The following is a 15,916-nucleotide window of genomic DNA, read 5'->3' on the forward strand; positions in this document are numbered from 1 at the left end:
TACGGAGCATTTTCTTTGAGCGCTGCGCAGATTGCTAGGTTTTCACACAGTCTGTCAGGGTCGGTTTTTTATTGCCTGTGATTTAACAAGCTACAGGCAAAAAAATGTGGGAGCGAGCCTGCTCGCGAATGCGATCTGCCAGTTGGTATTTCTATCGACCGACATGACCTCTTCGCGAGCAGGCTCGCTCCCACAGTTCGGATTGGTGGCGCTTATTGCTGGACCGGCACCCACGGCAGGATCGGGATGGCCGTGACCGCATTCTGCGGACTGCCCTCGATCAAGCGATCGCTGTAGACCAGGTACACCAGCGTGTTGCGCTTCTTGTCGAGGAAACGCACCACCTGCATGGTCTTGAACACCAGCGAAGTGCGCTCCTTGAACACCTCATCGCCATCCTTCAGCTCACCCTTGAACTTGATCGGCCCGACCTGGCGACAAGCGATCGACGCCTCAGCACGATCCTCGGCCAGACCGAGACCACCCTTCACTCCACCAGTCTTGGCGCGTGACAGGTAGCAGGTCACGCCTTCGACTTTCGGATCATCGAACGCCTCGACCACGATCCGGTCATTCGGCCCGACAAACTTGAACACCGTCGACACCTGACCGATTTCCTCGGCCGAGGCCAGCAATGGCATGGCCATCAGCAGGCCCAACAATCCTTTCGCTACACGCATCGAATTTTCCTTAGACCAGAATCAGGTTGTCACGATGAACCAGCTCCGGCTCTGCCATGTAACCGAGCAAGCCGACAATCGCATCCGACGACTGACCGATGATTTTTTGCGCTTCCAGGGCGCTGTAATTAGCCAGCCCCCGAGCGATCTCCCGACCATCTGGCGCTACGCAGACGACCATCTCACCGCGACGGAAACTGCCTTGGACCAGCTTCACCCCCACCGGCAGCAGACTTTTGTTGCCCTTGGACAACGCCGACACCGCTCCCTCATCCAGCACCAGGGTGCCACGGGTTTGCAGATGACCGGCCAGCCACTGCTTGCGCGCCGCGAGCATGCCGCGCTCAGGGGATAGCAGTGTGCCGATGCGCTCGCCCGCCTTGAGACGATCAAGCACGCGCTCAAGGCGCCCGCCGACGATGATGGTGTGCGCACCGGAACGCGCTGCCAGTCGCGCCGCGCGCAGCTTGGTCTGCATGCCGCCACGCCCCAGCGCACCGCCAGTACCGCCCGCAACCGCATCCAGCGTCGGATCATCGGCGCGCGCTTCATAAATCAGCTGCGCATCAGGATTGTTGCGCGGATCGGCGTCGAACATGCCGTCGCGATCGGTAAGGATCACCAGCAGATCGGCCTCGACCAGATTGGCCACCAGCGCCGCCAGCGTGTCGTTGTCGCCGAAACGGATTTCATCGGTGACCACGGTGTCGTTTTCATTGATCACCGGAATGACCTTCAGCTCGACCAGTGCACGCAAGGTACTGCGGGCGTTGAGGTAGCGCTTGCGGTCGGACAGGTCGTCGTGGGTCAGGAGGATCTGCGCAGTGTGCCGGCCATGCTCGGCGAAGCTCGACTCCCAGGCCTGCACCAGCCCCATCTGACCGATTGCAGCGGCCGCCTGGAGCTCGTGCATGGCACTGGGTCGTGCGGTCCAGCCCAAGCGACTCATGCCGGCCGCCACCGCCCCGGAGGACACCAGCACCAGCTCGACGCCCGCCTCATGCAGCGCCACCATCTGCTCGACCCAGACACTCATTGCCGCGCGATCCAGCCCTTTGCCGTCAGCTGTCAGCAAAGCGCTGCCGATCTTCACGACCCAACGCTGCGCACCTGTCACCTTGCTCCGCATCATCTTCAACCTTAGCTTGAGGGCAGCGCGACCTGGCACTGCCCGTGACGTTAATCGTGGCGATTGCTGACCAACGATCGATTTCCGGATACTAAAACGCCGCTCGATTGAGCGGCGTTCAAGTTTATCGCAACGGATCAGTCACGCACGTAAATGATTTCCGGACCGTCTTCGTCATCCACATCTTCTTCGTCCCAGTCATCGTCGCCGATGTCATGGACCGACTTCACGCCACTGCGACGCAGGGCACGCTTGTCATCCAGCGCCTGCAACTGCGCACGGGCCTCGTCTTCGATGCGCTGATCGAGATCGGCCAACTCTTCCTTGTACGCAGGATCTGCGGCGAGGCGATCGGCACGGTCTTCCATGTAGCGCATGATGTCGTGGCACAGACGCTCGGTACCGATCTTGGCGATGGCCGAGATCACGTACACCGGACCGGTCCACTCCAGGCGATCGACGATTTCCTTGACCCGAGCATCGTGCTCTTCTTCAAGTATCTGGTCGCACTTGTTCAGCACCAGCCAGCGATCACGCTCGGCCAGCGACGGGCTGAACTTGATCAGCTCGTTGACGATCACTTCAGCTGCGTCCGGAGCACTGGAATCATCCAGCGGCGCCATGTCGACGAGGTGCAGCAGCAAACGCGTGCGCGCCAAGTGCTTGAGGAAGCGAATGCCCAGGCCGGCACCGTCGGAAGCGCCTTCGATCAGACCCGGAATGTCGGCAATGACGAAGCTCTTCCAACGATCGACGCTGACCACACCCAGGTTCGGCACCAGCGTGGTGAACGGGTAGTCGGCGACTTTCGGCTTGGCGGCCGAGACCGAACGGATAAAGGTACTTTTACCGGCGTTCGGCAAGCCCAGCAGACCGACGTCGGCCAGCACTTTCATTTCCAGTTTCAGGTCGCGCTGCTCGCCCGGCTTGCCCGGCGTGGTCTGACGCGGTGCACGGTTGGTACTGGATTTGAAACGGGTGTTGCCCAGACCGTGCCAGCCGCCCTGCACTACCATCAGTTTCTGACCGGCCTTGGTCAGGTCGCCGATGACTTCCTGAGTGGCAGAGTCGATCACGGTGGTGCCGACCGGCACGCGCAGGATCAGGTCTTCGCCCTTCTTGCCGGTGCAGTCGGTGCTGCCACCGTTGGAGCCACGCTCGGCATCGAAGTGACGGGTGTAACGGTAGTCGACCAGGGTGTTGAGGTTTTCGTCGGCCATCATGTAGATGGAACCGCCGTCACCGCCATCACCGCCGTTCGGACCGCCGTTTTCAATGAATTTTTCCCGGCGGAAACTCATGGCACCGTTGCCACCGTCACCGGCCTTTACGCGAATCGATACTTCATCAACAAACTTCATAACCAACGCCTCTCGCCGTACGGACGAGCCGAAAAACAATCAAGACATAAGACTCTTGCAAAAATGAGCGCAGCGACCCCAAGACACGACCTGCATCGCACGCCGACAGCCCATACAAACAGCTTTGCAAGAGACTCACCCCACAAACGAAAAAGCCCCGTCGCAAGACAGGGCTTCTCCAGCGATCTCGCGATTAAGCCGCGATTACGCTCACGTAACGACGACCGAAGGCGCCTTTTACTTCGAACTTGATCACGCCTTCGATTTTAGCGAAGAGAGTGTGATCCTTGCCCATGCCAACGCCGTAGCCAGCGTGGAATTGGGTGCCGCGCTGACGCACGATGATGTTGCCGGCCTTGATGACCTGGCCGCCATACATCTTCACGCCAAGGCGTTTGGCTTCTGAGTCGCGACCGTTACGGGTACTACCACCAGCTTTTTTGTGTGCCATGAGTTCAATTCTCCTAGTGAGGAATTAGGCTGTAATTAAGCCTGAATACCGGTGATTTTGATCTCGGTGAACCACTGGCGGTGGCCCATACGCTTCATGTGGTGCTTACGGCGACGGAACTTGATGATGCGGACTTTATCGTGACGACCTTGGGAGATCACTTCAGCCTTGACGGTTGCGCCAGCAACAACTGGTGCGCCGATGTTCACGTCGTCGCCGTTGGCGACCAGCAGAACGCGATCAAAAGTCACGGATTCGCCAGTAGCGATTTCCAGTTTTTCGATCTTCAGGTATTCACCTTCAGCGACCTTGTATTGCTTACCGCCGGTAACGATTACTGCGTACATGGTATTTCTCCGATAATCCTGCTCACCCAGCTCTTTATAAGAAGAGGTATTGGCTGGCATGGCTGCATGGGGCTGGAACGGCCCAAGTGCAATTGCGTAAGGCAGGTGCTGCCCAGGAAGTTCAGGGTGCGCGATTGTACGCAAGCAATCTGCCTCGCGCAAGTGGCCGTCCATCGCGCCTTGACAGGTCTGGACGGGGGTCCTAGCATGCCGCGCAACCCTTCTGGAGCGACTCTCGCTGATGCAACCCCAAGCTTTCTACCGCGCGGTGGCGGACGATTTTAGCGCCGTCGACGGCATCATCAAGAAGCAGCTGACGTCTCGAGTGCCGCTGGTATCGAAAATCGGCGATTACATCACGTCGGCCGGCGGCAAACGCCTGCGTCCTTTATTAGTGTTGCTGTGTGGCAAGGCCCTGGGTCGCGAAGGCGACGACATGCGCCTGCTGGCCGCCACCATCGAATTCCTGCATACCGCGACCCTGCTGCATGACGACGTCGTCGACATGTCCGGCATGCGCCGTGGCCGCTCGACCGCCAACGCCATGTGGGGCAATGCCCCGAGCGTGCTGGTCGGCGACTTCCTGTATTCGCGCTCGTTCGAAATGATGGTCGAACTGGGCTCGATGCCGGTGATGAAGATTCTCTCCCAGGCCACACGCATCATCGCTGAAGGTGAAGTGTTGCAGCTGTCCAAGGTGCGTGACGCCAGCACCAGCGAAGAAACCTACATGGAAGTCATCCGCGGCAAAACCGCGATGCTCTTCGAAGCCTCTACCCACAGCGCCGCCGCGCTCGCCGGCGCGACCGCCGAGCAGAGCGAAGCCCTGCGCACGTTCGGCGATCACCTGGGTGTGGCGTTCCAGCTGGTTGATGACTTGCTCGACTATAAAGGCGACGCGGAAACCCTGGGCAAGAACGTCGGCGACGATCTGGCCGAAGGCAAGCCAACCCTGCCGCTGATCTACACCATGCGCGAAGGTACGGCCGAACAGGCGGCACTGGTGCGTCAGGCGATCCAGAAAGGCGGGATCGAAGACCTGGAAAGCATTCGTATCGCCGTCGAAGCGTCCGGCTCGCTGGAGTACACCGCGCAACTGGCCCGCGATTACGTGGCACGCGCGATCAAGTGCCTCGAGGCGCTGCCGGCCAGCGAATACCGCGATGCGCTGGTGGAACTGAGCGAGTTCGCGGTAGCCCGCACGCACTGATATTGCTGAAACAAGATCAAAAGATCGCAGCCTTCGGCAGCTCCTACGGGGGTTGTCGAAGCTGCGATCTTTTGCTTTTGCCTGCCTGAAAAGCTAAAACCCTATACAATGTGCGCCCTTTAGTCCTCCTGATACCCAAGGAACCTTAGTGAGCACGTTGCCACCCTGCCCGAAATGCAATTCCGAATACACCTACGAAGACGGCACCCAACTGGTCTGCCCCGAGTGCGCCCACGAGTGGTCTGCCAGCGGCGAAGCCGAAGTGGCGGCTGATGATGCCGTGAAGAAAGATTCGGTCGGCAACGTCCTGCAGGACGGCGACACCATCACCGTGATCAAGGACCTCAAGGTCAAGGGCACGTCGCTGGTGGTCAAGGTCGGCACCAAGGTCAAGAACATCCGCCTGTGCGATGGCGATCACGACATCGACTGCAAGATCGACGGCATCGGCCCGATGAAGCTCAAATCCGAGTTCGTCAGAAAAGTCTGAGCCTTGCGTCATCCATCCTGCGCCAGCCGTGGGATGGAGCTTTGCCCTCCCCGCTTCGGCTCAATGAATACGCGCATGGCCATCAGCCAGTCATTTTGACCTGACACAACCTTTACCTGGAAAACTCCACGATCCGCCAATAGGCACTTGCTATTTGATGAATAAGAATTATTCTCATTGAAACCTTTCAAGGAGATGAGCCCCATGACTTATTTGATCGACGCCTGGCTGGATCGCCCACACCCGTACCTCAGAATCCTCCATCGGGAAACCGGCGAAGTCTGTGCGGTGCTTGAAGAAGAAGCCTTGCATGAGCTGCAGGATCAAGGCGATCTGGACGTCAGCAGCCTCAATTCCAGCGAGCCGCTGGTGCTCAAGGAGCTGGTGCGCAATCTGTTCCTGTTCTGCTATGCCCGGGCGTTGCGCCCGACCAATGAGCTGCACAACAAGATCGAAATATGAGCAGCATTAAAAAAACCTGTCGGAGCGAGCTTGCTCGCGAAAGCGATAAATCAGTCAACGAATGAGTCGACTGAAAAACCGCCTTCGCGAGCGAGCTCGCTCCCACATTTTTCAGCCCGCCATCAAGGCAGGCTCGGTATTACAGAACGTCGAGCAGCTCGACGTCGAACACCAGAACGCTGTGCGGCGGGATGCTGCCCACGCCTTGTGCGCCGTAAGCCAGTTCGCTCGGCACGTACAGGCGCCATTTGCTGCCGGCATTCATCAGTTGCAGGGCTTCGGTCCAGCCAGCGATCACGCCGCCAACCGGGAATTCTGCAGGCTGGCCGCGCTCGTAGGAGCTGTCGAACACAGTGCCGTCGATCAGGGTGCCGTGGTAGTGCGTACGCACCTGGTCTTCACGGGTCGGCTTGGCGCCGTCGCCCTGAGTCAGCACTTCGAATTGCAGGCCGGAAGCCAGGGTGGTGATGCCGTCACGCTTGGCGTTTTCGGCGAGGAAGGCCAGGCCTTCGCCAGCCGCGGCTTCAGCCTTGGCAGCTGCTTCAGCTTGCATGATCTCGCGGATCACCTTGAAGCTGGCGGACATTTCTTCCTGGCCAACGCGGCTTGGCTTGCCGGCGAAAGCGTCGGTCAGACCGGCCAGGATCGCGTCCAGGCTGACACCCGGTGGCGGGTTGTCGCGCAGCTGGTCGCCGAGTTGACGGCCGATACCGTAGCTGACGCGGGTTTCGTCGGTGGACAGATTTACTTCGGACATGACACTGCTCCGCTGTGCGGACGGCCACAGGACTTGCCGTGCGTGCACAGCGCGTCCCGGCGCGCCCGGAACCAAAAGGGCGAGCAGACTAGCACAGATACCCCGGACTTGGGGCCGAGCCTACAGGGCTGAGCGCCAGGCGAGCGGCACTTTCAGGCTTTCATCGAGGTCAGCGACCAGCCCGCACATTTCGTCATGGACCGAGGTGTGCACAAGATTGAAGGGCAGCACCGGGAAAGCATGCAGCAGATCCCGCGCGTGCTCCACTGAGCGCAGCGTCAGCATATTGCCCTTGAGATCGCTCAACGGATACGCCGTCCCATGCATCCTCGCTTCCAACAGGTAAATGCCCCCTTCCATGGAGATCAGGTTCAACTCGTCGACCTTCCTGGCAACAGCAAACGCGTTCAACTCTTGCAGGTTCATGGAAGCACCTCACACCGTGGCGAATCGCACCGTTACAGGCATAGGCCGCTGCGCTTGAAAGCACAAGCCACATACGAAACCGCCCGTCTGTTTCGCAACAGACGGGCGGTTTTTTTGCCTTGATCGGCTGATCAGTGCTTGGTGACCTTGTCCAGGTAACCCATGGCAAACGCGGACACCACAAAAGTCATGTGAATGATCACGTACCACATCAGATGCTCGGGATCGACGTTCTTGGCATCCATGAAGATGCGCAGCAGGTGGATCGAAGAAATCGCCACGATCGACGCCGCGACTTTCATTTTCAGCGACGACGAGTCCATGGTGCCCAGCCAGCTGAGCTTCTCTTTGCCTTCGTCGATGTCCAGTTGCGAGACGAAGTTCTCGTAGCCGGAAATCATCACCATCACCAGCAGACCACCCACCAGCGCCATGTCGATCAGCGACAGCAGCACCAGAATCAGATCCGATTCAGCCATGGCGAAGACGTTGGGCAGGATATGGATGATTTCCTGGAAGAACTTCAATGCCAGCGCCAGCAGACCGAGGGACAGGCCGATGTAGATCGGCGCCAGCAGCCAGCGGGTGGCGTACATTGCATTTTCGATAAAGCGTTCCATTGACTCTCACACAAGGGGCTGGAAATGGCGGCGAGTATAACAGCCCGCTGTGAGAGCCAGAAACCACCGGAAAATCCGCCACCTGCGTGTGTGTGACAAAGTTTTTCTGCTAGTGTCCAAAGCATTGACAGCCCAATGACAGTGGACAGGACGCGTGGAAATGGATGTGCGATCAGCCTTGACGACTGCCGGTATCTGCCTCGCCTTGCTCATCGGCGGTTGCTCGCCCGGCGATGAAAAACAAGTCGCCAACCTCGACGAAAAGACCGCCACCTTCGAACAGTCACTGGACACGATCAGCGATCCCAAGCTCAAGGACGCCATCACCGAACTCGGCGGCTCGCTGCTGTTGCTCGAACGCGCCCGGCTCAAGCTCGACGACATCACTCCGCATACCGAATACGGTGCCGACGCCCTCGCCGTGCTCAAGCACTACCCTACCCCGCAAGCGCTGGTCGATACCTTCATCAACGGTCTGTTCGTGCTGCACAAGGACGCCAGCTCGGATTACCTGACCGATCTGCAACCGGTATTCCCGTTCAACCTGAACATTCCCGGCGGTTTCCTGTTCCCGCACGGCATCGAGTGGCACTCGGTCACGTTGAGCAACAAACGCGTGATCGCCTGGCAGCCGGAGTGGTCGGAGACCGATCCAGGCATTCAGCTCAGCCCGTCCAGCTCCAACGTGACCAACCCCGATGACCTGACGGTGACCTACCCGTTCATCGATGGCCTCAACGTCGACAAGAAAAGCCTGCCGCAACCGGTCAGCCTGCAAGGCCAGGTCGAAGTCATCGCGCCACGGCGCTTGTACAGCTTTGACCTGACGCAGAAAGACGTCGGCCAGACCCGCAGCAACGACAACCTCAGCGTCAAACTGCTCAAGCTGGAAAAGAACTATGCCGAGGTCGAAGTCAGCAACAGCCTGCCGCTGGCAGCGGAAGTCGCCGAAACCCGGATCAATCCGCTGATCGTCCAGGCCCGCGACGCCAGCGGCCAATACCTGGTGCGCGCTGGCTCGATCAACGAAAGCCCGGAACAGGTCGCGTTCTACCAGAAACAACTGGCGCAGTTACAGAAGCAGCAGAGCTGGAGCGACACCCTGGAAAAACAGCTCAGCGACGACCAGCAAGCCTTCGAGAAAGACCACCCGCGCCGCTACAACAAGGTGTATTTCCACGGCCCGATCGACACACTGGAAGTCAGCGTGCTCGACTTCTCTTCGGCGACGGTGACGCGCAAATCCCTGGACCTGCCGGTGCGCACCTTCAATCCGCACACCACGGCCAAAGCCGTGCAGCCGCTGGATCTGCCAGTTGTGGTGTATGACGATCTCGCCGCCAACTGGCTCAAAGGCGCGGACCTGACTGAGGAACAATTGAAGGCCGGCGTGCGCATTCATCAATCGGTGGAAGAGCCGAGCGCGGCGCGTATCGAGTTCTCCCACCGCCGCACCTTCAATGACGAATTGCTTGGCGATGAACTCAACCCCGGCGTCAGTCCCGTGACCTTCTTCACGGAAAAGCGCGGCGGCAAACTCGACGAGCCGATCGAACTGCCGCCCGAGGCGTACCAGGTCGATCCGCTGCAAGCGACGATTACTTATGATCTGAATCTGTTTCCGGAAACCCCGGCGATTGCCGTGGGCTCGATGCCGTTGTTTCTGGCCACGGTGGCCAAGCAATCCTACGACGCGCAGTCATTGCCCAAAGGCCTGGCGATCAAGGACAACACGCTGGTAGTCGACCTGAAAACCTTCCCGGCCAACGAATGGCGTTTCTTCGTCAAGGACGACAGTGGCCACTACCTCAAGCAGATTCTTTCGGTCAGCCACGACGCCAGCACCGAAGGCCCGGCGCTACTCGGCGTGCACTATTTTTACGGTCGCCCGACTCGCGTGGAAACCTATCAGCGCACCGACCTCGCCACCGTGCAATACGGCTTTGAGGTCAAGCTCGACAAGGCGCCGGTGGACCAGACGGTGCCTTAACCGTTGAGGCTGCGCCCACGACCGCCGTTGATCTGCCGCAACTGCGCTTGCAGGTGCAGGCTCCAGATCTGCGGGTCATCGGCCAGTTCGTAACCATGCAAGGTCAGGCTTTCAACGATGGTGTCGAGAATCGACTCGGCCGCCACCGGGCCATGGAACGGGCCCTGGGCTTTGATCGCGGAAGGTTGTTCGCCGGCCATTCCGGCCGCGAAGAGCAGCGTCCACATGCCGTTGTCGCCGGCCAGCGGCTTGACGGCGCATTCGATCCGGGTCACCAGACCCAGGCATTGACGGGTGAGACAGAGGTTGCGCGACATGGCGGCGACCCTCGGTAAAGCCGGTATTCAGCCCCCACGGGAGGACTGGCTCGATCCAGTGATACTGTCGACATCCTTGACCTGAGAATAGAAGAAAAGTGTCCCGCGCAAGCCAAATGGAACCAGAAGGCGCCGAATGGTCATTGTGTGAATATTGGCGTCAGAGTAGTGGCACATTCCCCGAAGATCCCCGCAGAAATCAATCTGGAAAAGCATTGTGCGAGCGAGCCTGCTCGCGAAGACGATGGATCAGCCAACTCATTCGTCGACTGATACAGCGCTTTCGCGAGCAGGCTCGCTCCCACAGGGTTTATTGCAAGCCTGTCAGGCCGGTTTGGCTTCGGCGAGGGCCTCCTGCGCCAGCTCCTTCTCAGCCTCTTTCAGGTCCTCTTCGCTGATCATCTCGGCGATATCGCGCAGGCGCTCGACCACTCGCGCATTGATGCTGCCTTCGGGGAATTCGCCATCGGCGTTCGGCTCCCCGGCCGGCTCACCCACCAGCAGGCTCAGCGCCTCATCGGCCTGACGCACCGCATATACGTGGAACTGGCCGGCGCGCACGGCGGCCAGGACTTTCTCATCGAGCATCAGCGTGGCGACGTTGGCCTGGGGAATGATTGCGCCCTGTTCGCCGGTCAGGCCGCGTGCTTCGCAGAGGCGGAAGAAGCCTTCGATCTTCTCGTTGACCCCGCCGACCGCCTGCACTTCGCCAAACTGGTTGATCGAACCGGTGATGGCAAAACATTGCTTGAGCGGCGTTTTCGACAGTGCCGAAATCAGCGTGCACGCCTCGCCCAGCGACGCACTGTCGCCATCGACGTAGCCGTAAGACTGCTCGAGCGCAATGCTAGCCGAGATCGCCAGCGGGAATTCCTGGGCGTAACGGCTGCCCAGATAACCGGTGAGGATCATCACGCCTTTGGAGTGAATCGGCTGGCCGAGGTTGACCTCACGTTCGATGTCGACGATACCGCTGCCGCCCGGATAGACCGTGGCGGAAATCCGCGCCGGCACGCCGAACGCCGAATCACCGACCTCCAGCACCGTCAGCCCGTTGCACTTGCCGACTGCCGCACCGTCAGTGTCGATGAGGATGATTCCGGCGAGCATGTCGTCGAGAATCCGCGCCGAGACCCGCCCGGTGCGGGTGGCCTTGGCTTTCAGGGCGCGTTCGATATGGCCTGCGTCGGTCATCTCATCGCCGGCCAGATGGCGAATGAAATCCGCCTCGCTGACCAGTTGGAACAGATCGCCAATGCGCGCCGACAAGCGCCCCTGATGCTCGGCCAGCCGCGCACTGTAGGTCGCCAGCCGTGCCACCGCATCGGCGGTCAGCGGCGCCATGCCTTCTTCCGAAGTACGGGTTTTCAAGAGCTGGGCGAACTGCTCAAGGCTTTCGTCGACCATCGGGATGTCTTCGTCGAAGTCGACCAGAACGCGGAACATCTCTTGGAAGTCCGGATCGAGATCCTGCAGCGTGTAATACAGCTGCCGCGCACCGATGATGATGACTTTGACCTGCAGCGGGATGTGCTGCGGATTCAGGGTCATGGTGGCGAAGCGGCCCATCTCGCCCAGCGGCGACTCCATTTTCAGTTTGCGCGATTGCAGGGCGCGTTTGAGCGCATCCCACACGAACGGCTCGCTGAGCATTTTTTCCGCTTCAAGAATCAGGAAACCGCCATTGGCGCGGTGCAGCGCACCCGGACGCAACTGCCGGTAAGTGGTGTAGAGCGCGCCTTGATCAGTGGTGTACTCGATGCGGCCGAACAGGTTTTCGTAGGTCGGATGTGGCTCGAACACCACCGGTGCACCGCCGCTGGCCGGATGCCCGACCACCAGGCTTGGTGCGTATTGTTCTTCCAGCAACTTGCGCGCGACGGCGTCGGTCTTGCTGTCGTCGACCAGTTGTTCGACCACGGTTTTCAGCAGGTAGACCTGCATCGCTTGCAGGTAACCGCAGACCCCGGCGTTCTCTGCGTACTTCTCCGACAACGGCGCCAGTAACGGCTGCAAGGCCAGGGTGATGGTTTCTTCGTTGAGCGAACGCAGTTGATTGTTCGACTCGCGCTTCCACTGCGGCAGGCTGGCGAGTTCTTCGTTCAGGCGCTCTTCGAGGCCGGAAATGTCATCGTGAAACCGCTCGCGCTCGGCTTCCGGCAACTGCGCGAATTCGGCTTCGTCCAGGGCCTTGCCGTCGAGCATCGGGGTGAAGGCGATATTGCTGCTGTCGCGGTACAGGGCGACGTCTTTTTCCAGGGCCAGCCGCTCGATGATGTCCAGCGCCTTGTCGTAGCGCTGGTTGAAGGCGCGGTCGATGGCGCTTTTTTTCTGCTGGTAGGACGGGTGTTCGAAAACTGCTGGAAAAGTCGCCAGCAGGTTGTCGATCAGGCCGTTGATGTCGCCGATGAACGAGGCCGCCGTGCCCGATGGCAGCTCCAGTGCGCGCGGTTCGCGCGGCTCATCGAAGTTGTTGACGTAGACCCAGTCCGCCGGGGTCTGCAGGCGCTTGCCTTCGGCTTTCAGGTAGCGTTTGACGAACGAGAAACGGCCGGTGCCGGGCTCGCCCATGACAAATACGTTGTAACCGGGGCGTGGCATCGCCACACCGAACTGCAAGGCTTCGACCGCGCGTTCCTGGCCGAGCACGCCGCGAAAGGGCTCCAGATCATTGGTGCTGGTGAAGCTGAACTGTTCAGCGGAAAACGGACGAGTCAGCGCTTCGGGCGCAAGACGCAGGCTGGCAGCAACAGGATCAGGCATCGGGCTTCCTTAACAATCAGGCGGGGCAGGTAGCGGCATTCTGGCGCTGCCCGTGCCCCACTGGCAAGGCGCGCCACATGACAAAGCATAGACAAGCGCGCGGCCGGCCGACGGGTCCCGCTAAATCAGAGGTTTATTCCAAATATTTTGCAAAAAGTCACGGAACCGCTGGAACGTGCCTAAACTCCAAACTGCGCGGCTGGAACTAATACCGGCCCACTGACACTTTCGGCTTTGTCCTCGGGCAGAGCGCGAAGGGCCAGAACCCTGTCCATTGGTATGCACATAAAGAGAACAAAGCTATGAAACGGATTCTTCTCGGTACTCTCTTCACCGCTGTATCCATCAACGCAATGGCGCAAGCCCCGGGCGGCCCGGATTGCGGTTGGGGCAACATGCTGTTCGAAGGTCAGCGTGGCACCCCGGCGCACTTCCTTGCTTCCACCACCAACGGCACTTCCGGTAACGCCACGTTCGGTATGACTTCCGGCACCAACGGTTGCTCGACCAACGCATCGCTGACCTACGGCGGCAAATCCTGGTTCGCCATGAATGGCATGATGAACGAGCTGTCCGAAGACATGGCCAAAGGCAATGGCGAAGCGCTGACCACTTATGCCGTGGTCCTGGGCGTAGCACCGGAAGATCGCGCGCACTTCGCGCAAGTGACCCACGAGCACTTCCAGCAGATCTTTAGCAAAGCTGACGTGACCGCTGAAGACGTGCATACCAACACCCTGGCAGTACTGAAATCGGACCCACGTCTGGCCAAGTACGCAACTCAGGCTTAAGCTCGACCCCGCCCGCTTCCTTCGGGAAGCGGGTTTTATTTTGAATACGGTCTGTAGCGAGGGGATTTGTCCCCGTTCGGCTGCGAAGCAGTCGTAATACCTGTGCATGCGATGTATCCGATGCATTGGTGACACAGCTTATGGGGCCGCTTCGCAGCCCAGCGGGGATAAATCCCCACGCCACAGGGTGCAGTGATTACCCCCGATCCGGGATTTATTTTCTTTCGACTTAAGTTGCCACCTATGCTCAAACGCCTTGCCTGGCTGGCGCTCTGTGTCTGCGCCCCGCTGTCCGCCGCGCCTCACATCGATCCTCATCGTTTGCAGCAACTGGCCAACGACCGCTTCTGGATTTCCCTCGGTCATTACGAAACCGCCAAGCTCGGCGGCTGGCGCAGCTATGTCAGCGACAAGAAGTTCTTTCTCGCGCCCGACGGCAACGAGCATCCGGACCGCGAACTGGCCGCCACCGTGCAGGCGCTGTACGCCCCGGCCAGCCTCGGCGAGCAACACGCACAATGCGTATACCCCGCGCGTACACGCTGGCTGAAAGCGCAGCTCAATCTCGCCGACCTGCCAGCGCCCGAATGCGCCGAATACAAGCAATGGTTCAAGGACGTCTCGCCGCACAGCGCGGTGATGATTTTCCCGGCGGCGTATCTCAACAGCCCGTCGTCGATGTTCGGCCACACCCTGCTGCGCATCGATCAGGCGGATGTGCAGGCCGACAAGACCTCGCTGCTCAGCTACGCGATCAACTTCGGCGCCTACATCGAAGGCTCGGACAACAGCATTCTGTATGCCTGGAAAGGCTTGATGGGCGGCTACCCGGGGCTGTTCGCGCTGGTGCCGTATCAGGAAAAACTGTCGGAATACCGCAGCCTGGAAAACCGTGACCTGTGGGAATACCGCCTCAACCTGACCCAGGAAGAAACCGCACGCATGGTCGAACATGTGTGGGAGCTCAAGCAGATCCAGTTCGACTACTTCTTCTTCGACGAAAACTGCTCGTATCGCTTGCTGGAACTGCTGCAAGTGGCGCGGCCGAGTCTGCGCCTGACCGAACAATTCCCGCTGACCGCGATCCCGACCGACACCGTCAAAGCGGTGAAAGAGGCCGGGCTGGTCGAGCACATCGAGTATCGCCCGTCCCGCGAACGTGAACTGCTCAGCCGCGCCGAACCGTTGAGCGATGACGAACAGCAATGGGTGCTGAAAGTCAGCGCCGATCAAAAAGTCCTGCAAGAGCCAACGTTCAAAGCCCTGCCGCGTGCACGTCAGGCGCTGATCGTCGACGCCGCCTATCGTCTGGAGCGCTACCGCGCCAACGGCCAGGAGCGCGATCCGCAACGGGCGCAGCGCAGTTTCGAACTGCTGCGGGCGATCAACAAGAACCCGGCGCCGGAGCTGGAAATACCGCAACCCGGTCTGCCCGAAGATGGCCACGAGTCCCGCACCTGGCAGGCCGGCATCGGTACGCGCGGCGATCGCGCGTTCGGCGAATATGGCCTGCGCATGGCTTATCACGACCTCAACGACAACGCCGAAAGCTTCCCCCTCGGCGCGCAGATCGAGATCCTGCAACTGAAGCTGCGCCAGTACGAAGGCAATGACTGGCAGTTGCAGCAACTGGATCTGGCGACCATTCGTTCGCTGACACCGCGCAACGAGCTGCTGCAACCGCTGTCGTGGCAAGTCACCGGTGGCCTTGAGCGGGTGCCGGGCAAGCATGACGACGAAACGCTGGTCAGCCATGTCAACGGTGGCGGCGGCGGCACGTGGCAGTTGGGCGAAGACGTGCTCGGCTTTGCGCTGGGCACGGTGCGCGTGGAGCACAACAACGACTTCGCCGAGTTCGTTTCCCCGGCCGGCGGCTTCAACACCGGCGTGCTGTGGAAAAACCCGCTGGGCAATTTGAGTCTGGAGGCCAAGGGCGACTACTTCTTCAACGGCGAAGTGCGCCGTAGCCTGAGCCTGAATCAGCAGTGGGAGCTGTCGCGCAATCTCGGTTTGCGCCTGAGCGCGCAGCGCGAGTTCAGCCAGCTCGCCAGCCCGGAAACGGAAGTCATGCTGGAAGTGAAGTGGTATCACTACTGATCCCGAGCCTGTGTAAATCTCCCTG

16 protein-coding genes are annotated in these 15,916 nt (G+C 59.9%); 6 read left to right on the forward strand and 10 right to left on the reverse strand.

The window, feature by feature from the left end:
- Window positions 1-212: 212 nt before the first annotated feature.
- The 5 genes from D8U60_RS22895 to rplU form a co-directional block, all read right to left on the reverse strand.
- Entirely contained in the window at window positions 213-680 is a 468-nt protein-coding gene (locus D8U60_RS22895) for a CreA family protein (protein WP_039761698.1), read from the reverse strand.
- A gap of 10 nt (window positions 681-690) precedes the next feature.
- Window positions 691-1,809 carry a glutamate 5-kinase gene (gene proB / locus D8U60_RS22900; RefSeq protein WP_039761700.1) on the reverse strand — a complete coding sequence of 373 codons (1,119 nt, stop codon included), beginning with the start codon at window positions 1,807-1,809 and terminating at the stop codon, window positions 691-693.
- Between the two features lie 137 nt (window positions 1,810-1,946).
- Window positions 1,947-3,170, reverse strand: a complete 1,224-nt coding sequence (gene cgtA, locus D8U60_RS22905) for an Obg family GTPase CgtA (RefSeq protein ID WP_016773122.1) — start codon at window positions 3,168-3,170, stop codon at window positions 1,947-1,949.
- Window positions 3,171-3,363: 193 nt separating this feature from the next.
- Window positions 3,364-3,621: a 50S ribosomal protein L27 gene (gene rpmA, locus D8U60_RS22910; RefSeq protein WP_016773121.1), complete on the reverse strand. Its 258-nt coding sequence runs from the start codon at window positions 3,619-3,621 to the stop codon at window positions 3,364-3,366.
- A gap of 35 nt (window positions 3,622-3,656) precedes the next feature.
- Complete coding sequence (rplU, locus tag D8U60_RS22915) at window positions 3,657-3,968, reverse strand: 50S ribosomal protein L21 (RefSeq protein WP_007924746.1); 312 nt, start codon at window positions 3,966-3,968, stop codon at window positions 3,657-3,659.
- Between the two features lie 241 nt (window positions 3,969-4,209).
- Here rplU and D8U60_RS22920 point away from each other — a divergent pair, with 241 nt between their 5' ends.
- The 3 genes from D8U60_RS22920 to D8U60_RS22930 all read left to right on the forward strand — a co-directional run bounded on the left by D8U60_RS22920 (window position 4,210) and on the right by D8U60_RS22930 (window position 6,130).
- Complete coding sequence (locus D8U60_RS22920; protein WP_016773120.1) at window positions 4,210-5,178, forward strand: polyprenyl synthetase family protein; 969 nt, start codon at window positions 4,210-4,212, stop codon at window positions 5,176-5,178.
- 148 nt (window positions 5,179-5,326) lie between these two features.
- Window positions 5,327-5,668: a zinc ribbon domain-containing protein YjdM gene (locus tag D8U60_RS22925; protein WP_016773119.1), complete on the forward strand. Its 342-nt coding sequence runs from the start codon at window positions 5,327-5,329 to the stop codon at window positions 5,666-5,668.
- 204 nt (window positions 5,669-5,872) lie between these two features.
- Window positions 5,873-6,130, forward strand: coding sequence for a hypothetical protein (locus D8U60_RS22930; RefSeq protein ID WP_016773118.1), 258 nt, complete (start codon window positions 5,873-5,875; stop codon window positions 6,128-6,130).
- A 139-nt stretch (window positions 6,131-6,269) separates the two neighbouring features.
- Here D8U60_RS22930 and D8U60_RS22935 read toward each other — a convergent pair whose 3' ends face one another.
- From D8U60_RS22935 to D8U60_RS22945, 3 genes are all read right to left on the reverse strand, one after another.
- Window positions 6,270-6,887 (reverse strand): FKBP-type peptidyl-prolyl cis-trans isomerase, encoded by a 618-nt coding sequence (locus D8U60_RS22935; RefSeq protein WP_016773117.1) that lies wholly within the window; start codon window positions 6,885-6,887, stop codon window positions 6,270-6,272.
- A gap of 120 nt (window positions 6,888-7,007) precedes the next feature.
- Window positions 7,008-7,313 carry a DUF6482 family protein gene (locus D8U60_RS22940; protein WP_024014365.1) on the reverse strand — a complete coding sequence of 102 codons (306 nt, stop codon included), beginning with the start codon at window positions 7,311-7,313 and terminating at the stop codon, window positions 7,008-7,010.
- 131 nt (window positions 7,314-7,444) lie between these two features.
- Complete coding sequence (locus D8U60_RS22945; RefSeq protein WP_016773116.1) at window positions 7,445-7,933, reverse strand: TIGR00645 family protein; 489 nt, start codon at window positions 7,931-7,933, stop codon at window positions 7,445-7,447.
- Window positions 7,934-8,093: 160 nt separating this feature from the next.
- On the opposite strand from D8U60_RS22945, the gene D8U60_RS22950 reads away from it, so the two are divergent.
- The gene (locus tag D8U60_RS22950) at window positions 8,094-9,923 is read left to right on the forward strand and encodes a hypothetical protein (protein ID WP_130901008.1); all 1,830 of its coding nucleotides are present in this window, start codon (window positions 8,094-8,096) and stop codon (window positions 9,921-9,923) included.
- Here D8U60_RS22950 and D8U60_RS22955 read toward each other — a convergent pair.
- Complete coding sequence (locus tag D8U60_RS22955) at window positions 9,920-10,240, reverse strand: hypothetical protein (protein WP_016773114.1); 321 nt, start codon at window positions 10,238-10,240, stop codon at window positions 9,920-9,922. The genes D8U60_RS22950 and D8U60_RS22955 overlap by 4 nt on opposite strands.
- A gap of 324 nt (window positions 10,241-10,564) precedes the next feature.
- The gene (locus tag D8U60_RS22965; protein ID WP_024014367.1) at window positions 10,565-13,003 is read right to left on the reverse strand and encodes an ATP-binding protein; all 2,439 of its coding nucleotides are present in this window, start codon (window positions 13,001-13,003) and stop codon (window positions 10,565-10,567) included.
- A 302-nt stretch (window positions 13,004-13,305) separates the two neighbouring features.
- Between D8U60_RS22965 and D8U60_RS22970 the strand changes: the two genes are divergently transcribed.
- Window positions 13,306-13,794: a DUF3015 domain-containing protein gene (locus D8U60_RS22970; RefSeq protein ID WP_016773112.1), complete on the forward strand. Its 489-nt coding sequence runs from the start codon at window positions 13,306-13,308 to the stop codon at window positions 13,792-13,794.
- 243 nt (window positions 13,795-14,037) lie between these two features.
- Window positions 14,038-15,891 carry a DUF4105 domain-containing protein gene (locus tag D8U60_RS22975; RefSeq protein WP_130901010.1) on the forward strand — a complete coding sequence of 618 codons (1,854 nt, stop codon included), beginning with the start codon at window positions 14,038-14,040 and terminating at the stop codon, window positions 15,889-15,891.
- Window positions 15,892-15,916 lie beyond the last annotated feature (25 nt).

The sequence above is a fragment of the Pseudomonas sp. Sample_11 genome, from assembly GCF_004307505.1.
GTDB lineage: Bacteria > Pseudomonadota > Gammaproteobacteria > Pseudomonadales > Pseudomonadaceae > Aquipseudomonas > Aquipseudomonas atacamensis.